Origin of the sequence: Alteromonas sp. 5E99-2 (assembly GCF_017368475.1) — a bacterium.
Taxonomy (GTDB): domain Bacteria; phylum Pseudomonadota; class Gammaproteobacteria; order Enterobacterales; family Alteromonadaceae; genus Alteromonas_F.
This window is the reverse complement of sequence record NZ_JAFNJE010000010.1, coordinates 34,072-54,262: the sequence shown is the minus strand read 5'-3', so window position 1 is coordinate 54,262 and position 20,191 is coordinate 34,072. Positions and strand designations below refer to the sequence as shown.

The following is a 20,191-nucleotide window of genomic DNA, read 5'->3' as shown; positions in this document are numbered from 1 at the left end:
AATTCGTTATTGTGAGTGAATAAAAGATAAAGGTGAGTCGCCCATTGCGATTAATTTAATCTCGCCCTGCCAATATTGCTGTAAGCAGCGGGCTGCTCGCCATGCAGTTAGCCCTGTTTTGCATACAATAATTGCCCGTTGGCTATTGTCAGGACAAGGTTTGTTCTGTTGAAAATCATTAAGCGATAAATACGCGATACTGGGTAAAGTGTCTGTTTTCTTTGTTGTGGGTGTACGTAAATCAACCACCCAGTCATTTTTATGAAGGTCATCGCTGTCTATAAAGTGCAACTGCTGCTCTGCGGTAGGCTCGGGGGCGTTATCAAACCGAAACCCACTTTGGGCTAGAGTGCTTAAATTCACAGAAAGCAATTGACCAAGAGGCGAAGGAGATAAATTCAATAAAATATTAAGTGCAAATTGCGCTTGAATACTGCCAATGGTGCCTACCACTGGCCCCATAACGCCAGCAGAGGAACAATTTTCTGCTCGTAGGGGTAATTCTGGAAATAGGGCTCGTAATGAAGGCTTTCCTCCACAAAAACCACCAACATAACCATCAAAACCTAGCACCGAAGCCGAGACCAGTGGCAAAGATACATGCTGGCAATAATCAGACAACACATAGCTCGCAGCAAAATTATCGGCACAATCTAGTACAATGTCAGCATTTTCGCACAATATGGCTACATTATTGGGTGTGAGCGATACATTGTGAATCTTAATGTGGCAATCACTATTTAAATCGTTCAGGTGTGCTTTTGCACATTCCACTTTGGATTTGCCTACATCGGATTCTTTGTAAAGTACTTGCCTTGGTAGGTTCGACAATGACACCTTGTCGCCATCTACAAGGGTGACTTTGCCAATCCCCGCTGATACCAGATAAGGTAAGACTGCACAGCCTAAACCGCCTGCGCCAACAACCAAAATATGAGAATCATTTAACCTTTGTTGGCCTGCGTCAGCAACTTGAGGCAAGCAAGTTTGGCGCTGATAACGACTCACTGTGTTTCCTCTGGGATATCACTACGACAAACTTGTAGCCACTCTTGCACCCGTTTTTCAGGGGATTGGTTTAATGTAATGTCGGTAACAGCCGCGACTATGTCGGCACCTGAATTAAATGCACCTTCAGCCCGAGCAACAGACATGCCGCCAATGGCTACAAGAGGGATGCCACCTATAGTTTGTTTCCACTGAGTGACTTTTTCTAAGCCTTGTTGATGCCATTTCATTTTCTTTAAAATAGTAGGGTAAACAGGGCCAAGAGCTATGTAATCAGGATTGAGCTTAAGGGCTAGCGCGAGTTCGTCATCGTCGTGGGTACTGATCCCTAATTTCAGCCCAGCGCGTTTTATTTTTTCGACATCGGCACAGACTAAATCTTCTTGTCCCAAGTGAACCCAATCACAACCTAATTCAATGGCGAGCTGCCAATAATCGTTAATGACTAAGGTACACTGGTGTTGTTCACACACTGCTTTGGCAGCAAGTATATGGGCGCGAACATCAGCTTCGCTGGTATCTTTAATACGCAATTGAACAAGTTTAATGCCTAAGGGTACTAAGCGTTTAATCCATTCGCTGCTATCAAATATGGGGTAAAAACGGCTTAAATTCATAATATGCTTAATCTAAAAATGCTTTGCCAAAAATAGGTGTAGAAGGCGAAGCCATGTCTCTGGGCTCCATAGGATCTGCGCCAACAGCGAGTTGGCCTGCGCGAATAGCCAAAGCAAAGGCCTCAGCCATCATGGCGGGATCACCCGCTTTTGACACTGCGGTGTTCAGCAGTATTGCATCAATACCTAGCTCCATTGCTTGTGTGGCTTGACTAGGTAAACCCAAACCAGCATCGACTACCAAAGGAATATCGGGAAAATGGGATCGCAATGCCCGCAATCCAAATACATTGTTTAACCCCATCCCAGAACCAATTGGCGCGCCCCAAGGCATTAATACCCGACACCCTGCGTTAACAAGCTTGTCGGCGACCACTAAATCTTCGGTGGTGTAGGGGAATACTTGAAAACCGTCTTCTGACAGAATTTTCGCAGCTTCAACTAAGCCAAATACGTCGGGTTGCAAAGTGTCTTCTTCGCCAATAACTTCAAGTTTTATCCATTTTGTACCGAATATTTCTCTTGCCATATGGGCTGTAGTTACGGCTTCTTTTACCGTATGGCAGCCAGCAGTATTGGGTAAAACGCGAACGTTAAGCTGTTTGATTAACTGCCAAAAATCTTGTCCTGCTTTGTTATCACTGGCTTCTCTGCGCAGTGATACAGTAGCCACACTGGCTTTACTGCGAGTAAAAGCCTCAGCAAGAATTGCGGGAGATGGATATTGTGCGGTTCCCAGCATAAAAGGGGTATCGAGGTGCACACCGTAAAAGTCTTTCATTGCTAGCCTCCTTGCATCGGTGCAAGTATTTCAACTTTATCGCCTTGTTGAATTGGCGTATTTACTCTGTTGTTTTGAGCAACAAATTCTCCGTTCAACGCAGTTGCAACAATTGAGTCGGCATATTCTAGTTCAACGAGTAATGTAGCTAAATTCGTCGATTTGCATGTTAAATTGTTGCTATTTACCTGTATAGATATCATTTTTAACCTTTTTATACTGACTCAAACCATTCAGGCTTGGTACCGGTATGAATATAATTTGCCACCATAATGGCTAGACTCGGCGCTAATAGGAAGCCGTGGCGGTAAAGCCCGTTGGCAGTGATAATGTGGCCGCGATGGCGAATTTTCGGTAAATTGTCGTTAAAAGCAGGTCGGCTATCTACGCCAATTTCTAAAATCTCCGCTTCGCCAAACGCAGGGTTTAACGCGTATGCGGCGTTAAGTAATTCCATAACCGAACGCACAGATGCATGGGTTTTGGCGCTGCTCTCTATCATGGTTGCGCCTAACATATAAACGCCATCACCACGAGGCACAATGTAGAGTGGAATTCTTGGGTGTAATAAGCGGATTGGCCTTTGGATAGCTAAGTCTGGGCAACGTAAAATAAGCATTTCACCTTTTACGCCTCGCAACCCACGAGTGTCATTTTTAGCGTTAATCCCTCTGCAATCGACCACTAAACTGTGTTCGGCTATGGTTTCGGGTTGCGCCGCACAATAGACAAATTTAACCCCTTGTTTTAAGAGGTTGTTTTTTAATGCAGTTAGAGCCTCTCGAGGGGCTAAATGGGCTTCAGATTTGTAAAACAAACCCTGTGTGAAAGGGCCGCTTAAATCAGGCTCTAGTGCTGCGATAGCTGCACTGTCCATAAGCTCGTAATCTTGAGTGCGCTTTGCGAAACGATTTAAATCGCTGTGATCCCGTTTAAGGGCAACCACTAAAGAACCATTTTGTTTTACTAATCCCGTATGAGACTGCCACCATGCCGCTGCTTTTTTACCATATCGAGTAACGGCTTCTTCAGCACTTTCTGCTTCACACAATGGCGATAGCATTCCGCCAGCCCACCAAGAGCACGACGCAGGGCCTGGTTCAGTTTGAGCTTCTATTATTTGGGGCGTTATGCCTCGTTGTAGCAATTCTGTGGCGACACAAAGCCCTGCCACGCCAGCACCAATGACAGTGACGGTTTGCGACTTATTCCACTGTGGGATCATTGGTTTTCCCAATATTCATGGAAATGATGTACTGGTCCATGACCCTGACCTATGGTTAGCTGGTCGGCACATTCAATGGCACGATGAAGGTATTTATGGGCCTGTTCTACAGCTTGCTCCATATCTACTCCTTTTGCTAACAATGCCGCGATGCTAGAAGAATAGGTGCAACCGGTACCGTGAGTGTTTTGGGTAGGTATTCTAGGAGCTTTAAATGTAGTCGTAGACTTATCTGTGCTTATGAGTAAATCTGTGCACATTGCGCTTTCACCATGACCGCCTTTCAACAACACATGCTTTGCGCCTAAATTAAGCAGTGCACTTGCATAGTCTGTAAGTTGAGTCTCATCCAGTGATTGATGCTGTGGTAATCCCAGCAGCACCTGTGCTTCGGGATAATTTGGGGTAAGTAAATCGGCACGAGGAATGAGCTTGTTTACTAAGGCGTTGACTGCATCTTGTTGTAAAAGTGCATCTCCTGATTTTGCAATCATAACGGGATCGAGCACAACATACCCTTCAAAATCGGCAATTGCGCGGGCTACTGTATCAATCAGGTCAACGGAAAACAGCATGCCTATTTTAATGGCCTGTACATTTAAATCATTTAGCACTGCATGAATTTGTGCTGTGACTAAATCCACAGGAATAGGGTGAATAGCTGTGACAGCTTGGGTGTTTTGCGCTGTTACCGCGGTAATGGCACTAGCGCCATACACACCATGAGCAGAAAAGGCTTTTAAATCAGCTTGAATACCAGCGCCGCCACCACTGTCGGAGCCTGCTATGGTTAGGGCTATGGGCGTCGATTTTGAAGAAGTGTACATCTATATCACCAAGGTTTACTAAGCGACATAGGAAGAGGTTGCACGAAAAAGTACTAGGTTTAAACTGCATACATAATCGTATCCGTTCCCTACGCCGATATTAATCGGATCAGGTTCACCGGGTTAATGATGTACATTTCTCAGCCTAATTAAATTAAGCACCCCGACGGACTGTTAGAAAAGAAGAATAAAAGACTTATATCGAGTTTACAAGCTCGGCGTCTATTTTCCTTTCCCTTTTCCTTGCACGGCTTTAAATCGCGGGTTTGATTTGCAAATAACGAAAACACGGCCTTTTCGTCTTACTATCTGGCAATCGGGATGGCGATTTTTTGCTGACTTCAAAGAACTAAGTACTTTCATTATTTGCTACTCATGCGGCTAAAGCGCTTGTTGAACTTGGCGATTTGGCCGTCATTTTGAGCCGTACGCTGTTTCCCTGTGTAAAAAGGGTGTGACGCACTAGACACATCAACAGAATAATAAGGGTAGGTTTTTCCTTCATATTCTGCGGTACGGTCGGTTTTTAAGGTTGAGCCAATGACAAAATACGTGTCTGCTGATGAGTCGTGAAATAAAACATCGCGGTATTCTGGGTGGATATTGGGTTTCATAGTGTTATCTCGTTAATAATTTAGATATGTTATAACATATCTTTTTGTTGTTGTGAATAGTTCTCATTACTGGTGCTGAATACTAAAGCGAAATAAACAGAACTGGCTAGCTGCCAGTTCATGTGTTGTCGATAGTTTATTTAAACAGGAGGGCTAGTTGAGCCTAGTCTTCAAATGCCTCTTCGGGTTTGACTAAACATTGCTTTACTTGCTTGGGTTTATTGGCGCGGTTAATAGTCCAACACTCTTGGTATATAGAGCAATAACACAATTCAATTTTAACCTTGCTATCTGCGTTAAACACAGCTTGAAATTTATCACCTTGATATACTAGGGCATTAATAACTTGCTCAGGCAGCAAGGTGCGGTTATTTATTGTCCATTGTTGATACTCTGATAGTACGTCAATATCCGCCCATTTTTTTATGAACTGAGAGTCAAAACTCACTTTTGCATGTTCAATTATGGCAGGGCCGGTTCCATTATTCGTGATCCCATAACTAAAACGCTGTTCTACAGTAGAATAGCTTCTGTATATTTCCAACCTTGGCCAAACCGATGATCTCGCATATTGACGGTCGACATAAGCCGAATAAACCGATATTACCGCAGTGATTAAACCGATAAACAAAGCCGACAAGGCCACAATCATCTCTGGGTTTTTATACCATTTTGTTGGTGACACAATTCAAATCCTTGATAACAATGATGATGTTACGATAATACTGATAAATGAAGGTAACGCATACTGTAAATTTATATCCCGTAAATTTGATAACTAATTGTTTCGAAGTAGACGATGGCGTAAAGGGATTGTCTTACTTGTGAGGAATAAATATAGTTGATTTGCTAAATTGAAAATAGACGGACATTAGGTGAAAGCATTCTATATTCAAATGAATTTGCAAACACTTACTAGGCAAAAGGGTTAACTGGCGTTATGACAAAAGGAAAATTGACTTTTTTTTGTGGAAAAATGGGAGTTGGAAAATCTACAAAAGCGATGGAGCTGAAAAAGGAAGAGGGCGGCGTGTTGATCTCAGAAGATGAATGGCTTTCGGCTCTTTATCCTAACAAGATATTGTCAATAAATGACTATGTTGAATATTCCAGTTTGCTTAAACCGCAAATTAAAAAGCTTGTTCAAGCTATTTTGACTGAAGGAACCAATGTCATAATGGATTTTCCGGCAAATACAGTTGCTCAAAGAAATTGGTTTCGAAGTGTTTTTACAGAAATCGATGCCCAACATAACTTAGTATATATTGATTTGCCAAATGAAGTCTGTCTTAGTCAGATTGAGAAAAGACGCAGAGAACAGCCAGAAAGAGCAGCAACAGATACTCCTATAATGTTTGAGCAGGTTACAAAATACTTCGTCGCGCCAAGCCTTGATGAAGGGTTCAATATAACTATAGTTACTTGAAATGTATAACAATCAAATTAATACATTTGCTAAAACGCGTACCTTCTGAATTACTTTTAGCCATATAAAATAAGGATTACCGTGGAACTTGTTCAAGTAAAACCTTTTGAGTTTGACTCGGTATTTGCGGTTTTGGCTGAAAATGCGAAATGGTTAGATTCCATAAATATTGTTCAATGGCCAGTAGAGTGGCTTAGCGCACAAAAAGAGCAAATTAGAACATCCGTCGAGCTGGGCCACTATTATAAAGTGATGTTAGATGAAACACTTGCTGGCGTTGTTGAAGTGAAAGTAGCACTTGAGGAAATTTGGAACTACGACACCCAACCGGCGTATTATATTCATAAATTAGCCGTTAGTAGGCAATTTAAAGGGAAGGGAATTGGTACCTCGGTACTTGAGTTATTGGTATCCAAAGCATCTGTAAATGGTGTGGATAAGTTAAGGTTGGACTGTGTTGCCCACAATAGTCAACTTAGGCAGTATTATCAAAACTTTGGCTTTAATTTCAAAGGAATAGTTCCTACAAGTGAAATTGAATTAGCGTTATATGAGCTTGACATTAACGGCGAATAATAAGGCAATTCTACAATGAAATATTTACGAATTGTATTGTTTTCGTTTTGGCAATTGTCTGATTTTACTTTGATTGCGCAGAGGAAATAACATGGACCTGTGGACGTTATTACTTTTTATACCTGCGTGTTTTGCTCTTAATATGACACCAGGCCCCAATAATTTATTGTCTATGAATAATGCTCGTTGTTACGGGTTTAAAACTGCAATGGTTGCGGGTCTTGGTCGAATAGTCGCATTCTCAATAATGATTGTATTAGCTGGCGCAGGTTTGGCCGTGGTTTTATATACATCTGAGGCCTTGTTCTTTAGCATAAAATTAATGGGTGTAACTTATTTGCTGTGGATTGCTTTCATGCTTTGGCAGTCCGAGGTAAGCCCGATAACTGAACACAAAGGTGTTATGAATTGCCTCGGTTTAGCGAAGCAAGAGTTTTTGTTAGCTTCAGGTAACCCAAAAGCCATTTTAATTTTCACTGCGTTTCTTCCTCAATTTGTAGATCCTATTGCAAGTATAAATGAACAATTTTTCATCCTAGGGCTTACCTTTTTAACTTTGGAACTTGTCGCAATATCAATTTATGCTTTATTTGGAATATATCTCAGACAGTGGTTTGAAAAACCGCAGATGGCAAGACGTTTTAACAGGGCTTGTGCAGCACTTTTAGCAATGTCAGGTGCAAACTTGTTGTTTAGTCATCAACAATGAAATGGGTGAGAAATTAATCGTGAATATACCTAGTTTGTTCGTAGTTTCTAGACGTGACATTTTAAGGGAAGTCTTTTGTCAAATTTAAAAATTTCAGTAGCTCAAATAGCATCTATAAAAGGGAATGTTGATGAGAATCTCAGTATCCATTTGAAAGCAATAGAAAAGGCAAGTGAACTTGGTGTTTCCTATATTGTGTTTCCTGAATTATCACTGACAGGTTATGAACCTGAGCTAGCCAAACATCTTGCTTTTTCCATTGACGATAAAAGGTTACAACCCTTAATTGACAGTGCAGTTAGGAACAATATCAATATTGGCGTTGGTGCGCCTTTGATGTCAGATGGACTGCCTAAAATAGGGCTGATTATTGTTTCTCAATCCGGTGCAATTAATACCTATGAAAAGATGCATTTACACCCAGGTGAAGAAGACTATTTTGATAAAGGGGAATGCCATAATGTAGTCACTATTTCGAGTACTAATATTGCGAATGGCATATGTGCAGACGCTAACAATGCCAGCCATGTACAGGCATGTTCTGATTTAGGTGCTGAAGTTTATATTGCTGGCGTATTAATTACTGAGGCAGGTTATGATTCGGATACAGCGGTAATGGCGGAGTATGCTAATCAATACAATATGCTTGTTGCTATGGCTAATCACAATCAACCAACAGGAAAATGGGCGCCAATAGGCAAAAGTGCAATTTGGTCCAATGAAGGTTTACTTGCTTGTGCTTCTGAATATCAAAATGCCCTTGTTGTCGCCGAAAAAATGAATACTAAATGGTTTGGTCAAGTCGTCGAAATATAACACTTTAACTCGTGAAAGCAGTCAGTAAAAAGTGTCATATTTTTCGACTGCGTTTTGACTTTCCACGCCGTTGGTTTGCAATGTTTAGAACTCTTACAAAACGCGGGCACTCTAGGTGATCTAAGGCTTTACAATTAGCCGTTTTTTTTAATCCTTCGCTGATGGATTTGAGTTGACTAATTTTACTATCTAATTCTTCAGCCTTCGATAACAACAACTCCCTATTAACTTGTATGTGTTTAGGTAGCAACATGCTTTTTATTTCATCCAATGATAGGCCTGCTGCTTGGCCTAATGATATAAAAGCCAGTCTTTCCAAAATATTATCTGCAAATATTCGTTTTAGTCCATTTCTACCCAATGACTGAATGAGTCCTTTTTCTTCGTAGTAGCGCAGGGTAGATGCAGGTAAATTTGATAATTTTGACACTTTACTTATATCCATAAGTGGCCCCCTTGACTTAAAGTCGACTTGAAGTTGTATGATGTTCTCATAGAAATTAAAAAAACAATAGAGGACAGAATGATGTGGGATAAAAGGTATAACTCAAGTGAATACGCCTACGGGACGGAACCAAATGAATTCTTAGTTGAGTACAAAGAAACATTGCCTAAAGGTAGAATATTGAGTCTAGGAGAAGGCGAGGGGCGAAATGCGGTTTTTCTTGCAAAGCAAGGCTATGATGTTACGGCGGTCGATAGTTCTATTGTCGGGCTTACAAAGGCGCAAGAACTTGCAGATCAAAATGGTGTATCAATTAAGTATATTCATGCTGATCTAAATGAATTTCATTTTGGTGAAAGTTGCTGGGATGGCGTTGTTTCAATATTTTGCCCGTTGAGCTCAGAGCTACGTATGTCTGTTCATAGTAAAGTTGAAATAGGATTGCGGAGTGGAGGTATATTTTTAACTGAATCTTATACGCCAAATCAACTCAACTATGGAACCGGCGGAGGTGATTGTATTGATACTATGCAATCGAAAGCGTCGCTTCTTAAAGACTTCCCGAATTTACAGTTTAATCATTTAGTCGAGATTGAACGAAATGTTATAGAAGGCGTTTATCACAATGGTTTAGCGTCTGTGGTGCAAGCAGTTGGTAAAAAAATATAGCAAGAGTAGGTAAATTTAATTGGTTGGAAGAATGAGGGGCTTTCAAAAAACGAGTCATATTGAATTGGTTGTTTTTAGTGCTTTTATAGCGTTAGAATCGAATTTTTCGATCTTAAAGGAACCCCATATTGCAAGGAATTAAGATAAGCTCTGATCACAAAAATTTAGATATCCAACTCATTCACTCTTTTGTTTCTCAATCATATTGGGCTAAAAATATTCCTCTTCAAACACTTCAAAAGTCCATTGATAACTCCTTGGTATTTGGAGCCTATAATCAAAATGGAGAGCAGGTTGGTTTTGCTCGGGTTATTTCGGACAAGGCTACGTTTGCCTATTTAGGCGATGTCTTTGTAGTTGATAGCTATCGAGGAAAAGGAATCAGTAAATTGCTGATGGAAGCGGTTTCAAGTCATCCAGACCTTCAAGGTCTACGCAGATTCATGCTAGCAACCAGTGATGCTCATGGATTGTATTCAAAGTTTGGATTTGTAGCCGTTGAAAACCCAGACATATTGATGCAAATTTGGAATCCCAGTGTTTATGAATAAACACGGATACAATGAATTGTTGGCAGGTTTAGGAGAAGTGTTATGGATGTAACAGGTATCAAGCCATTTGTTCCCAGTAAAGATTTCGACGTTTCAAAGTGTTTCTACTCTGAAATTGGATTCACATCTGAATATGTGACTGATGACCTCATGTTGTTTGAAAACGGCGGTTGCGTTTTCTTTCTTCAACGGTTTTACAATGAAGTGTTAGCAAACAACTTTATGCTGCAAATCTGTGTTTCAGATATATTTGATGCACATGAACTCTGCTCTAATTCAAAACACAAAACCAAAATAACCCCAGTGGAAGAGGTGTCGTGGGGTAAAGTTTTCTATTTGTGGGGGCCTGCTGGGGAACTGTTACATATTACGCAGTTAAACTGCTAATACATTTTTCAATCCTGTTAACGGGGTAAGGATTTTAATGAATTTAAACCAAGTTACATTGCCTGTGAATGATATGGATATTTCTACTCAGTTTTACCGTGATTTAGGTTTTACTCAAATAGTAGATACGCCACATTATGCCCGCTTTGAATGCCCTGAAGGCGATTCAACTTTTTCACTCTCGTTAGAAAATTCAAATATTCAATGCGGCACAGTTATTTATTTTGAGCATGAACAACTAGACGCTTGGGTGGATGATTTGAAAATTAAAGGCTTTCACTTTGAGCAAGAACCCACGGATCAAAGCTATTTGTGGCGAGAAGCAATATTGCATGACCCTTCAGGTCACAAAATTAAACTCTATTGGGCTGGAGAAAGCCGAATTAACCCACCATGGCGTGTTGAAAAGCGCAGTTAACAGCCGCATGGGCTTTTACTCACTCATATTACTCAAACAAGTTACGGAAACTTCATGAAAAAATTTGAATATAAAATTATAGACACCAGAGATGTTGAAACTGCAGGGCTTTTTAAAGCAAGAAAACGTGAAGATGTGGAGGCTTATCTAACTTCGCTTGGGGGAGATGGATGGGAACTCGTCAATGTGGATTTTCGTGAACTTGAGGGGGGCTTGGAATTCGCGGGAGTAATGAAAAAAGAGCTCTAAAGAGCATATTTACTTTTAAGTACTCAAGCGTTCATCGGTTTGTGAAACTAGCTATCAAAGTTCTTAGAAGATTGAATACCGAGTTAATAGTGTTTAAGCTCCATTTATCGGCAAGAATTTATACATAATGAATTAAAAAATGAGCGAACAAGAGCTTAGCAATGAACCTGAAAATCTTGCTCAAGATGATTGGATACATAGGTTAAAAAAAGAAAGTTGGGAGGCAGAATTGTTGATTTCTGCCATCGCCATCTTTGGAACATTCCAGTTATTTGGCCTTATTGATTGGGCAACAAATCGATTTATCGATTATCTACATCCTAGCCAATATCTATTGGGTTACATGATTGTATTTTTGGGGTTGTTGGCCATCAGTATTTTGGTGTCGATGTTTGTTATTCACTTTGCGCTTCGAGCATATTGGATTGGCTTAATTGGGCTTAGCTCCGTTTTTCCAGATTTCAGTACGGCCAATAGTGTTTACTCTGAAATTTATACCAAGCGTTTACTTTTGATATTACCTAAGCTTCAAAAGTCACAACAAAAAATAGACGAACTGTGTAGTGTTATTTTTTCTGCTGCGTTTTTATTATTGCTAGTCTACAGTATTTCAGCGGTAATATTCAGCGCATATATATTTTCGTATAATTTTCTGATTGAGTTCTTGCCTAAATGGCTATTGCTGATACCCGTATGGATATTCGTATCCATTATATCAATGCATGGGTTGTTTTCTATATTAGGTAATATGAGTAAATTTAATGAACATGAAAAAATACAAAGAGGCTTATTTTATACTGTTCACGTAAGTTACATACTAATCTCAGGCCCTATGTATAAGTATGTACTTCAAATAAGTACCATATTTTCCGCTAATTTTAAGAAGAAAAAAGGTTTAGTGTTTCTTCTAGCGCTATTTGTGATAATTGGTGTTGGCGTCGCCACTTATAAAATGATTCACACTAATATCCCTTATTTAACTGCAAAATCTGACTTTTATAACGATGGTTATGAGTATTTTGATGAATCACATATTTACCCTGACTACTATCAGACTCAAAATCAAAATCGAACGTTTTTATTGTCTCCAGAAATAGATTCAGATGTCGTTAAAGGCGGTGTTATCAAAATTTTTATTCCTATTTTTAAGCACGAAGCAGGATTACAAAAAAAGGCGTGTGGCGTGTTTGAAGAGAACGACGAGGCTGAAGGGAAAGCAAGAGCTCGAGAAAACGCGTTTGAGTTGAACTGTTATAAACAATATCACCAAGTGATACTCAGTGGTAAGTCAGTAGAAGCCTCTTTTATGCAATATCGACACCCACGGACGAAGCAAGACGGAATTTTAGGGTACATTGATACACAGGCTTTAGATCTAGGTCACCAATCAATAGTGGTGAAGAAAATCAAAGGGAACAAAGCCGTTTCTAAATGGCGTATTCCGTTTTATTTTCTGGGGCAAAGTTCGAAAAGTTAGTGGTTTAGGTTTTAAACGCCTTTGGTCTAACCGGAAAAAAAACAACTGATTCATAGCCTCTTGGTATCAACAAGGCCATTTAAATAGGAAAAATGTCGTGTCATAGTTTAGGAGAGAGAATAAACCATGACACGTTTCATGTACTGTAAATGCCGTTAGTTTTACAGGTCTTTTATTTCTTCAGTAGATAGGTAGCCATCTCCGTTTTTGTCTAGCTCAGTAAAAATTGCCGCCAATGAAGGGCTTGTTGATGCTTCTTCAACACTGATTTTACCATCACTATCCAAATCGAATTTGCTGATTAAATCTTCTTGAGCAACTAAAGCAAATGAAGCAAAGGTCAATAGACCCAAAGTGATTAATATTTTCATAATTTCTATTCCTTAAATCTTTAAATAATGACAAATGATAAAAAGTCTATCTAGCAACAACTTTTTTACATTTTGTTGTGAATGCGTTAATAGCAAAAGCGCTAACTAGTAAAATCGATATTTAGCTTCACACTCATTATTACCATAACAATCTTTGTGCCAATGGTTTGTTTTGCTTAAAAAACAAAGGGTTATTGTTTTTAATGTTGAAAGAATTATAAATTAAGTAAAAATGTGTCTGATTACGCATACAGGTTGTTATTTTTTTTATTAAAACTCTTTAAAATCAATTGTTTAATGTGATGTTTATTAGCGACTGAATGGATTTTTATGCACTGAGAAAGTGAATGGAATAAGAGGTTTACATTTAATGTTAATTTTTTTTAAAAATAGGGTGTGAAGGACAACTTTTTAGTTTACCGTAATTGTACATTAATAAAGCGATACGTTAATCGAAGGACTGTAAGCCATGTTATCTAAAAACTGTATGTTCGTACTTTTGTTAAGCTTTACTAGCCAAATATTTGCAGTAGAACCAATAACAACCGAGGGAAACCAAGTGCTTATTGGAGGGCAAAATGGAAGCTTAGCAGGAAATAGCTTTTATTGGACTAACTTCAACGGCAGTGTGTATTACAACCGCAATGTGGTTTCTTGGTTAAAAGAAGACTGGAACACAACTATTGTCCGAGCAGCAATGGGAGTTCAGGAGTTCAATGGATTTCTTAGCAATCCTAATTTGAATCGAAATGCTGTAATTGATCTTGTTGAAGCGGCCATCGCTGAAGACATTTATGTGATTATAGACTGGCATTCACATAGCGCCGAAAATAATACCGCCGAAGCGGTTCAGTTCTTTAGTGAAATGGCTCAACTATATGGCAGCAATGAGAATGTTCTTTTTGAAATTTACAACGAACCTATTGGTGATTTCAACGGCAGCGAAGCAACTTGGAATACGATCCGCAATTATGCAATGCCAGTGATTGCCGCCATCCGTGAACATTCAGATAATTTAATTATTGTAGGAACACCTTTTTTCTCACAACGGGTTGATACAGCGTCAAGAAACCCGATTACAGGCGTAGAAAACTTAGCTTATACATTCCATTTTTATGCGGGCACCCATGGTGAAGAGTTACGTGAATATGCACGTACAGCGTTGCGTAATGGTATCCCTTTATTTGCCACAGAATGGGGCACGGTTAACGCTGACGGGAATGGCGGAGCAAACGAAGGCTCTACCCGTGAGTGGATGGATTTTTTATTAGAAAACAATATTAGTCACCTTAATTGGTCTGTGAACGATTTGAATGAAGGGGCATCGATATTAAGAACCACAGGGGCCCAAGGTCAAAATACACAAGGTAACTGGCCCTTAAGCCTTTTAAGAGAATCGGGCGTACTGACAAGAGATATTATTCGCAATTGGCCGGCCGTTGGGACGGGAAGTGGCTCGCCTATAGAGCCGGATCCAATCGATCCTCCTCCAACTGATCCAGACACTCCTGTACCAGAGCGAGTATCTCTTCCTAATTTAATTCAAGCGGAAAATTATAACCGTCAGTCCGGTGTTCTGACAGAAGGTACCAATGATATCGGTGGTGGGTTAAATATAGGCTTTATTGAAAATAATGACTATGTCGAATATGACGTTACTGTTGCTGAATCAGGGGTATACAATTTTGATTTTCGTTTTGCGAGTAATACCCAAGGCGGTGACGCCACTATTTTTGTTGATGGTCAAAACCGAGGAGAGGCTTCCGTTGGTTCTACAGGGGGCTGGCAAAGTTGGGTGACGGTTGGAACGCAAGTTACTTTGGATGAAGGCGACCACACAATACGTGTTATTTTTACTAATCAAAACTCGAACCAAGGCTTATTAAATGTAAATTGGATTAATGTCACTAATGGCACGGCTTCAGTCGATCCAGAACCCACTCCCCCTGATTCAGATTTACCTATGATCCCAAGCTTAATTCAAGCAGAAGACTATGTTCGCCAATCAGGCACGCAAACAGAGAACACAAGTGATATTGATGGTGGTCAAAATATAGCTTTTATTACCCACAATGACTATTTAGAATTTGATGTAAACGTTGTCGAGGCGGGCAGTTATAACCTTGATTTGCGCCTAGCGAGTAATACCGGTGGTGGTAATGTTTTGTTTCAAGTTGATGGACAAGCGTTAACTCAAGTCTCCATTGGATCTACTGGTGGTTGGCAAAGCTGGGTTACCGCGAGTGCTCAATTACAGCTAGCGGCTGGAGAGCAAACAATTAGGTTGTTATTTTCTGAACCAAACGCTTCTAGTGATTTGATGAATATTAATTGGATGAATGTGACTCGTAATGCGCCAAGCGTTAACTTACTTAGCATACCCAGTTTAATTCAGGCCGAAGATTTCAGTCGCCAGTCCGGTGTTCAAACCGAGGCAACCGCTGATATTAACGGTGGTTTAAATATAGGCTTTATCGAGAATAATGATTATGTTGAATACGATGTTAACGTGGCTGCGGCAGGAAACTATACAGTGGATTTCCGTTTAGCCAGTAATAACAATGGGGGAGACATATTTGTGCAAGTTAATGGCCAGACATCTGCGCAAGCTTCCGTGGATTTTACCGGTGGTTGGCAGGAATGGGTTACCGTGAGTACTCAAATTCAGTTAGAGGTTGGGGACCAGACTCTTCGTTTGTTGTTTTCTGACCCTAACTCTTCAGCAGGTTTGATGAATGTGAATTGGATTAACTTTACGAGGAACTAGGTTTATTCAACTAACAAAATGCCGTTGTTAGCCAGCTGAGTAAGTGTGTTAACAATGGTGCTGTTAGGCCCTTCAACTGCACCGTCTAGGGAAGTCATTTGAATTGCTGTGCCGTTGGAAATTAACTGAGTTAACCTTGGCCCAAGCTCGTCATTAAAGGCGTAAACTTCGCCATTAATAAAGACCCGTTTTTCATCTTGTTCAAACGTAATGGGGCGGCATCCTAAAACAGGGTGTAAGCTGCCGTTTTCTGAAAGGTGATCATATATCTCTTGTTCACTATAGGCGTGCTCTGGTATTTCTACGGGCAGGCTTTGATCGCTTAAGTGCGCTAACAGCGTTTGTTCCCACAGTGAAGACTGAAGTTCTTCTTGCACTAATCGAGTCAACTGTACCAATTCGGCTTTGGTGATTTTCTGAGGTTGCCGTTTAGGAGACAATAGTTGATCTTGATAGCGGGGTAATGAAGATTGATTAAACAAAGCTTCGTTTATTGGCTGTAACAAATCTCTGGCATTGGGCGCTCGAAAGCCTACGCTATAAGTAAGACAAGGTTCAATACTTTCACCGCAATGAGGAAAGCCAGGTGGAATGTACAAAATATCACCAGGCTCTAAAATGACATCAATAGTTGGCTCAAAAGGCTCAACTTGTTGTAAATTTTTGTGTGGGGAAGTCGCAACAACCATATCGGGTTCGCCTACTTTCCAATGACGCTTTCCTTTGCCTTGTATTAGAAATACATCGTACTGATCCACATGAGGACCAACCCCTGCACCGGGAACTGAATAGCTCACCATAACGTCGTCAAATCGCCAGTGAGGTATAAATGAAAAGTGCTTGGCTAGGTCATTGATGTCTTCTATCCACCTGTCGACACCTTGTACCATAAGCGTCCATTTACCCACACAAAGGTGTTCGAACTCGTCAAACGGACCTTGTTCAACAGACCAGTTGTTGTTATTTAAAGAAACAATACGGCTGTCTATGTCTGCGTCTTGTGCAAGACCCGCTAGATCGTGTTCGTCTATAGGGTCTTGGAAGTCTTGAATACCCTTTTTTATAACAAGAGGTTTGCGTTGCCAAACCTCTGCTAAAAAGTGGTCTTTGTCGATATTAAGGTTTTTCAAGAGCATCTACAAAACGGATGGCGTCACCAATGTAACCTGCTGGCGTTAGGGTTTTTAGACTTGCTTTTACCGCATCAGGTAGTTCAAGTGTATCGATAAACTCGGCCATTGCGGTTTGATCGACTTTTTTGCCTCGAGTTAGCTCTTTTAACTTCTCGTAAGGCTTTTCTATACCATAGCGGCGCATCACAGTTTGAATAGGCTCTGCAAGCAGTTCCCAATTGCTATCGAGTTCTGCTAACAAGCTAGCTTCGTTAACTTCTAGTTTGCTGATACCTTTTAAACTGGCTTGGTATGCAATTAACGCGTAGCCCATACCAACACCTAGGTTACGTAAAACTGTCGAGTCGGTTAAGTCTCGTTGCCAACGAGAAATAGGCAGTTTAACTGCAAGGTGCGCAAACACGGCATTGGCTAAACCTAAATTGCCTTCAGAGTTTTCAAAGTCAATTGGGTTTACTTTGTGCGGCATAGTTGACGAGCCAATTTCCCCTGCTACGGTTTTTTGCTTGAAGTGACCCAGCGCAATGTAACCCCAAATGTCGCGGTCGAAATCGATTAAGATGGTATTGAATCGCGCAACGGCATCAAATAACTCGGCAATGTAGTCATGAGGCTCTATTTGGGTGGTATAAGGATTCCACGTTAACCCTAAAGAGGTCACGTATTGTTCAGAAACACTGTGCCAATCGATATCTGGGTAAGCCGATAAATGCGCGTTGTAGTTACCCACGGCGCCATTTAATTTACCTAAAATAGCAACATTCGCAATATGTTCTCGCTGCTGCTTTAAACGCATCATCACGTTGGCCATTTCTTTACCCATAGTTGTAGGAGAAGCAGGCTGTCCGTGAGTACGGGCCATCATGGCAACGGTTTTGTGCTCTAATGCCAGCTCGTACAGGGCATTAATTAATTTATCGCAGTAAGGTAACAATACGGTTTCTCTTGCTTCACTCAGCATTAAACCGTGAGATAAATTGTTAATGTCTTCAGATGTACAAGCAAAGTGAATAAATTCACTTACGGCATGAAGTTCAGCATGGGCTGCTACTTTTTCTTTGATAAAGTATTCAACGGCTTTTACATCGTGATTCGTGGTGCTTTCAATGGTTTTGATGCGGCTCGCATCGTCTTCATTGAAATTGGCCACTATGCTGTCTAGCTGCTGGTTTGCTGCTTCGCTAAATGCGGGAACTTCTGCAATCGCGTCGATTTTCGCAAGTTGTTGTAACCAACGAACTTCTACTTCTACACGATATTTGAGTAAGCCAAATTCGCTAAAGATTGAGCGAAGTTCTTGCGTTTTACTTCCGTAACGGCCGTCTATCGGGGAAATAGCGGTTAAAGATGACAAATCCACGTTGGTCTCCTGCACCTAAAAGGTAATATCAATGAATAAGTCGAAGTGCTTGATGCGCACTGTCGACGATGTGTTTGCGTTGTAACAATAATTGTCTACGTCTACCGCCCATTTGTCGCCACATAACGGCTGAACGGACACCTGCAAGTAAAATGGATCTTACTCGGTGTTGGTTAATACTTGTTTTTAAAATTTGCGCATTGCCTGAAATCTGAATTTTCGGAGCTAATGGGCTAACGATATCGGAATAAATACTGGCTAGTGAGGTTTGCACCTGTTGGTTTTCTATTTCTACATAGGCCAGTTGCCGCTGCACATGAGCAATACGAGTGGCTAAATCGCTCATGGCACTTTTATGTTTGGCGAGTTTCCTTTCTAAGGTCAATATAGCCATGACATAACGGGTGATTTCGATATCTTTATTTTTAGGTTCGTTATTCAGCTGTGAAACCAGCGTTTGAAACCCGAGTTTTAAATTATTCAATGAACCAAAAACCTGTTGAGGTGTTTGTGGGTCGGTAACCAAAATGCTGGATAAACTCGATTCAAAGGCAAGTTTATCTAGCTCGCCTTTTTTTGCTAAATGTTTTACTAAAAATGCAGATTGGCAAACACCTGCAAGAGCAAGCTGACGTTCTATTGCAGGTGTTAACATGAAGCGTCTCTACAATAACTGTCAATAATACCGCCGCCTAAACAGACATCATCTAAATAGAATACAGCGGATTGCCCGGGTGTTACTGCTTTTTGAGGTGAGTCGAAGGTCACCTTGACGCTGTGTTCATTTATGGGTTCGATTAAGCAAGGAATGTCTTCTTGTCTATATCGAGTTTTCACTGTGGCTCGTAACGGTTTAGTTAAAGCTATCCGAGACACCCAATGCAATTGGTTGGCGATAAGGCCGTTTGAGAATAGGCGAGGGTGGTTAGCACCTTGGCCAACAATTAAGGTATTGCGAGCTACGTCTTTGTCTACCACGTACCAAGGGTCTTCGCCGTGATCCCGTTTGCCACCAATAAGCAGCCCTTTGCGCTGACCTAAGGTGTGATACATTAAACCTTCGTGCTGACCAATTTTTTTGCCTTCAGCGGTTTCTATATCACCGGGTTGCGCCGGTAAATAGCGTTGTAAAAAGTCTTTAAATTTACGTTCACCAATAAAACAAATACCGGTACTGTCTTTTTTGTTATGGGTGATCAGGCCTTCTCGCTGTGCGATTTCTCTGACTTCTGGTTTTTCAATGTTACCCACTGGAAATAAAGTTTTCGCTACGTGTTCAGCACCCAAAGTATAGAGGAAATAGCTTTGATCTTTATTTTGATCCAAGCCTCTTAGTAAATGCCATTGATTGTCTCGAAACTCTCGCTGAACATAATGCCCAGTGGCGATGTAGTCAGCGCCCAAATCTTCTGCGGCAAATTCTAAAAAGGCTTTAAATTTAATTTCTTTGTTACACATAATATCGGGGTTCGGTGTGCGACCCGCGCGATATTCTTCTAAAAAATATTCAAAAACGTTATCCCAGTATTCCGCTGCAAAATTAATCGTGTGTAAATGAATGCCCAATTTGTCGCAAACGGCTTGCGCATCAGCTAAGTCTTCTGCCGCCGCACAGTATTCGTCATTGTCGTCTTCTTCCCAGTTTTTCATAAACAAGCCTTCTACCTGATAGCCCTGGGACTTCAATAGATAAGCTGAAACTGATGAATCGACGCCGCCAGACATACCGACGATGACTTTAGTATTTGTGCGTTCGTTTTGCATT

At 40.7% G+C, this 20,191-nt stretch carries 26 protein-coding genes and 1 riboswitch; of the genes, 11 read left to right on the top strand and 15 right to left on the bottom strand.

The genetic code is table 11. From position 1 onward, the window contains the following. Positions 1-6: 6 nt before the first annotated feature. From J3L16_RS11320 to J3L16_RS11280, 9 genes are all read right to left on the bottom strand, one after another. Positions 7-1,008, bottom strand: coding sequence for a HesA/MoeB/ThiF family protein (locus J3L16_RS11320; protein WP_207613093.1), 1,002 nt, complete (start codon positions 1,006-1,008; stop codon positions 7-9). Then, a complete protein-coding gene (locus tag J3L16_RS11315) occupies positions 1,005-1,625 on the bottom strand; it encodes a thiamine phosphate synthase (RefSeq protein ID WP_207613092.1) in 621 nt (206 codons plus the stop codon). Before J3L16_RS11315 ends, J3L16_RS11320 begins: the two co-directional genes overlap by 4 nt. 7 nt (positions 1,626-1,632) lie before the next feature. Further along, positions 1,633-2,406, bottom strand: coding sequence for a thiazole synthase (locus J3L16_RS11310; protein WP_207613091.1), 774 nt, complete (start codon positions 2,404-2,406; stop codon positions 1,633-1,635). Between the two features lie 2 nt (positions 2,407-2,408). Further along, entirely contained in the window at positions 2,409-2,609 is a 201-nt protein-coding gene (thiS, locus tag J3L16_RS11305) for a sulfur carrier protein ThiS (RefSeq protein WP_207613090.1), read from the bottom strand. Between the two features lie 11 nt (positions 2,610-2,620). After that, positions 2,621-3,631 (bottom strand): FAD-dependent oxidoreductase, encoded by a 1,011-nt coding sequence (locus J3L16_RS11300; protein WP_207613089.1) that lies wholly within the window; start codon positions 3,629-3,631, stop codon positions 2,621-2,623. Next, positions 3,628-4,458 carry a bifunctional hydroxymethylpyrimidine kinase/phosphomethylpyrimidine kinase gene (thiD, locus tag J3L16_RS11295; protein WP_207613088.1) on the bottom strand — a complete coding sequence of 277 codons (831 nt, stop codon included), beginning with the start codon at positions 4,456-4,458 and terminating at the stop codon, positions 3,628-3,630. Before thiD ends, J3L16_RS11300 begins: the two co-directional genes overlap by 4 nt. 69 nt (positions 4,459-4,527) lie before the next feature. Continuing rightward, positions 4,528-4,634: riboswitch (TPP riboswitch) on the bottom strand. A 46-nt stretch (positions 4,635-4,680) separates the two neighbouring features. Next, the gene (gene ykgO / locus J3L16_RS11290; RefSeq protein ID WP_207613087.1) at positions 4,681-4,821 is read right to left on the bottom strand and encodes a type B 50S ribosomal protein L36; all 141 of its coding nucleotides are present in this window, start codon (positions 4,819-4,821) and stop codon (positions 4,681-4,683) included. After that, positions 4,821-5,072, bottom strand: coding sequence for a type B 50S ribosomal protein L31 (locus J3L16_RS11285; protein WP_207613086.1), 252 nt, complete (start codon positions 5,070-5,072; stop codon positions 4,821-4,823). The genes ykgO and J3L16_RS11285 overlap by 1 nt, the downstream gene beginning before the upstream one ends. Positions 5,073-5,235: 163 nt before the next feature. Further along, the gene (locus tag J3L16_RS11280; RefSeq protein WP_207613085.1) at positions 5,236-5,757 is read right to left on the bottom strand and encodes a hypothetical protein; all 522 of its coding nucleotides are present in this window, start codon (positions 5,755-5,757) and stop codon (positions 5,236-5,238) included. Between the two features lie 255 nt (positions 5,758-6,012). Between J3L16_RS11280 and J3L16_RS11275 the strand changes: the two genes are divergently transcribed. From J3L16_RS11275 to J3L16_RS11260, 4 genes are all read left to right on the top strand, one after another. Then, positions 6,013-6,498 carry an ATP-binding protein gene (locus tag J3L16_RS11275; RefSeq protein WP_207613084.1) on the top strand — a complete coding sequence of 162 codons (486 nt, stop codon included), beginning with the start codon at positions 6,013-6,015 and terminating at the stop codon, positions 6,496-6,498. Between the two features lie 81 nt (positions 6,499-6,579). Next, on the top strand, positions 6,580-7,074 hold the full coding sequence (locus J3L16_RS11270) for a GNAT family N-acetyltransferase (RefSeq protein ID WP_207613083.1): 495 nt from the start codon (positions 6,580-6,582) through the stop codon (positions 7,072-7,074). Between the two features lie 91 nt (positions 7,075-7,165). Further along, positions 7,166-7,783: a LysE family translocator gene (locus J3L16_RS11265; protein ID WP_207613082.1), complete on the top strand. Its 618-nt coding sequence runs from the start codon at positions 7,166-7,168 to the stop codon at positions 7,781-7,783. Between the two features lie 75 nt (positions 7,784-7,858). Beyond that, a complete protein-coding gene (locus J3L16_RS11260) occupies positions 7,859-8,599 on the top strand; it encodes a carbon-nitrogen hydrolase family protein (RefSeq protein WP_207613081.1) in 741 nt (246 codons plus the stop codon). Positions 8,600-8,633: 34 nt separating this feature from the next. On the opposite strand, the gene J3L16_RS11255 is transcribed toward J3L16_RS11260, so the two are convergent. Then, positions 8,634-9,044, bottom strand: coding sequence for a helix-turn-helix domain-containing protein (locus J3L16_RS11255; protein WP_207613080.1), 411 nt, complete (start codon positions 9,042-9,044; stop codon positions 8,634-8,636). Between the two features lie 81 nt (positions 9,045-9,125). Between J3L16_RS11255 and J3L16_RS11250 the strand changes: the two genes are divergently transcribed. The 6 genes from J3L16_RS11250 (at position 9,126) to J3L16_RS11225 (ending at position 12,795) form a co-directional block, all read left to right on the top strand. Continuing rightward, the gene (locus J3L16_RS11250; protein WP_207613079.1) at positions 9,126-9,713 is read left to right on the top strand and encodes a class I SAM-dependent methyltransferase; all 588 of its coding nucleotides are present in this window, start codon (positions 9,126-9,128) and stop codon (positions 9,711-9,713) included. 128 nt (positions 9,714-9,841) lie between these two features. Further along, a complete protein-coding gene (locus J3L16_RS11245) occupies positions 9,842-10,264 on the top strand; it encodes a GNAT family N-acetyltransferase (RefSeq protein ID WP_242698800.1) in 423 nt (140 codons plus the stop codon). A 42-nt stretch (positions 10,265-10,306) separates the two neighbouring features. After that, complete coding sequence (locus J3L16_RS11240; RefSeq protein WP_207613078.1) at positions 10,307-10,651, top strand: lactoylglutathione lyase; 345 nt, start codon at positions 10,307-10,309, stop codon at positions 10,649-10,651. A gap of 37 nt (positions 10,652-10,688) precedes the next feature. Next, a complete protein-coding gene (locus tag J3L16_RS11235) occupies positions 10,689-11,069 on the top strand; it encodes a VOC family protein (protein ID WP_207613077.1) in 381 nt (126 codons plus the stop codon). A gap of 54 nt (positions 11,070-11,123) precedes the next feature. Then, positions 11,124-11,318: a DUF4177 domain-containing protein gene (locus J3L16_RS11230; protein WP_207613076.1), complete on the top strand. Its 195-nt coding sequence runs from the start codon at positions 11,124-11,126 to the stop codon at positions 11,316-11,318. 139 nt (positions 11,319-11,457) lie between these two features. Then, positions 11,458-12,795 carry a hypothetical protein gene (locus J3L16_RS11225; protein WP_207613075.1) on the top strand — a complete coding sequence of 446 codons (1,338 nt, stop codon included), beginning with the start codon at positions 11,458-11,460 and terminating at the stop codon, positions 12,793-12,795. A 161-nt stretch (positions 12,796-12,956) separates the two neighbouring features. Here the strand turns inward: J3L16_RS11225 and J3L16_RS11220 are convergent, their stop codons facing one another. Next, the gene (locus J3L16_RS11220; protein WP_207613074.1) at positions 12,957-13,166 is read right to left on the bottom strand and encodes an EF-hand domain-containing protein; all 210 of its coding nucleotides are present in this window, start codon (positions 13,164-13,166) and stop codon (positions 12,957-12,959) included. Positions 13,167-13,635: 469 nt separating this feature from the next. Here J3L16_RS11220 and J3L16_RS11215 point away from each other — a divergent pair, with 469 nt between their 5' ends. After that, positions 13,636-15,933, top strand: a complete 2,298-nt coding sequence (locus J3L16_RS11215; RefSeq protein WP_207613073.1) for a carbohydrate-binding protein — start codon at positions 13,636-13,638, stop codon at positions 15,931-15,933. A 2-nt stretch (positions 15,934-15,935) separates the two neighbouring features. Here the strand turns inward: J3L16_RS11215 and J3L16_RS11210 are convergent, their stop codons facing one another. From J3L16_RS11210 to mnmA, 4 genes are read right to left on the bottom strand one after another with little or no spacing between them, the layout of a single operon-like run. Then, positions 15,936-17,069 carry a cupin domain-containing protein gene (locus J3L16_RS11210; RefSeq protein WP_207613072.1) on the bottom strand — a complete coding sequence of 378 codons (1,134 nt, stop codon included), beginning with the start codon at positions 17,067-17,069 and terminating at the stop codon, positions 15,936-15,938. Continuing rightward, positions 17,050-18,426: an adenylosuccinate lyase gene (gene purB / locus J3L16_RS11205; protein ID WP_207613071.1), complete on the bottom strand. Its 1,377-nt coding sequence runs from the start codon at positions 18,424-18,426 to the stop codon at positions 17,050-17,052. Before purB ends, J3L16_RS11210 begins: the two co-directional genes overlap by 20 nt. 28 nt (positions 18,427-18,454) lie before the next feature. Beyond that, positions 18,455-19,081, bottom strand: a complete 627-nt coding sequence (gene hflD, locus J3L16_RS11200) for a high frequency lysogenization protein HflD (protein ID WP_207613070.1) — start codon at positions 19,079-19,081, stop codon at positions 18,455-18,457. Beyond that, the gene (gene mnmA / locus J3L16_RS11195) at positions 19,075-20,190 is read right to left on the bottom strand and encodes a tRNA 2-thiouridine(34) synthase MnmA (RefSeq protein WP_207613069.1); all 1,116 of its coding nucleotides are present in this window, start codon (positions 20,188-20,190) and stop codon (positions 19,075-19,077) included. The genes hflD and mnmA overlap by 7 nt, the downstream gene beginning before the upstream one ends. Between the last annotated feature and the right edge of the window lies 1 nt (position 20,191).

What these genes read in the sequence shown, in the direction of transcription:
- J3L16_RS11315 (WP_207613092.1), bottom strand. Translation starts at nt 1,625, where the DNA reads ATGAATTTAAGCCGTTTTTACCCCATATTTGATAGCAGCGAATGGATT.
- J3L16_RS11310 (WP_207613091.1), bottom strand. Translation starts at nt 2,406, where the DNA reads ATGAAAGACTTTTACGGTGTGCACCTCGATACCCCTTTTATGCTGGGA.
- thiS (WP_207613090.1), bottom strand. Translation starts at nt 2,609, where the DNA reads ATGATATCTATACAGGTAAATAGCAACAATTTAACATGCAAATCGACG.
- J3L16_RS11300 (WP_207613089.1), bottom strand. Translation starts at nt 3,631, where the DNA reads ATGATCCCACAGTGGAATAAGTCGCAAACCGTCACTGTCATTGGTGCT.
- thiD (WP_207613088.1), bottom strand. Translation starts at nt 4,458, where the DNA reads ATGTACACTTCTTCAAAATCGACGCCCATAGCCCTAACCATAGCAGGC.
- ykgO (WP_207613087.1), bottom strand. Translation starts at nt 4,821, where the DNA reads ATGAAAGTACTTAGTTCTTTGAAGTCAGCAAAAAATCGCCATCCCGAT.
- J3L16_RS11285 (WP_207613086.1), bottom strand. Translation starts at nt 5,072, where the DNA reads ATGAAACCCAATATCCACCCAGAATACCGCGATGTTTTATTTCACGAC.
- J3L16_RS11275 (WP_207613084.1), top strand. Translation starts at nt 6,013, where the DNA reads ATGACAAAAGGAAAATTGACTTTTTTTTGTGGAAAAATGGGAGTTGGA.
- J3L16_RS11265 (WP_207613082.1), top strand. Translation starts at nt 7,166, where the DNA reads ATGGACCTGTGGACGTTATTACTTTTTATACCTGCGTGTTTTGCTCTT.
- J3L16_RS11255 (WP_207613080.1), bottom strand. Translation starts at nt 9,044, where the DNA reads ATGGATATAAGTAAAGTGTCAAAATTATCAAATTTACCTGCATCTACC.
- J3L16_RS11250 (WP_207613079.1), top strand. Translation starts at nt 9,126, where the DNA reads ATGTGGGATAAAAGGTATAACTCAAGTGAATACGCCTACGGGACGGAA.
- J3L16_RS11240 (WP_207613078.1), top strand. Translation starts at nt 10,307, where the DNA reads ATGGATGTAACAGGTATCAAGCCATTTGTTCCCAGTAAAGATTTCGAC.
- J3L16_RS11235 (WP_207613077.1), top strand. Translation starts at nt 10,689, where the DNA reads ATGAATTTAAACCAAGTTACATTGCCTGTGAATGATATGGATATTTCT.
- J3L16_RS11230 (WP_207613076.1), top strand. Translation starts at nt 11,124, where the DNA reads ATGAAAAAATTTGAATATAAAATTATAGACACCAGAGATGTTGAAACT.
- J3L16_RS11225 (WP_207613075.1), top strand. Translation starts at nt 11,458, where the DNA reads ATGAGCGAACAAGAGCTTAGCAATGAACCTGAAAATCTTGCTCAAGAT.
- J3L16_RS11220 (WP_207613074.1), bottom strand. Translation starts at nt 13,166, where the DNA reads ATGAAAATATTAATCACTTTGGGTCTATTGACCTTTGCTTCATTTGCT.
- J3L16_RS11215 (WP_207613073.1), top strand. Translation starts at nt 13,636, where the DNA reads ATGTTATCTAAAAACTGTATGTTCGTACTTTTGTTAAGCTTTACTAGC.
- J3L16_RS11210 (WP_207613072.1), bottom strand. Translation starts at nt 17,069, where the DNA reads ATGCTCTTGAAAAACCTTAATATCGACAAAGACCACTTTTTAGCAGAG.
- hflD (WP_207613070.1), bottom strand. Translation starts at nt 19,081, where the DNA reads ATGTTAACACCTGCAATAGAACGTCAGCTTGCTCTTGCAGGTGTTTGC.
- mnmA (WP_207613069.1), bottom strand. Translation starts at nt 20,190, where the DNA reads ATGCAAAACGAACGCACAAATACTAAAGTCATCGTCGGTATGTCTGGC.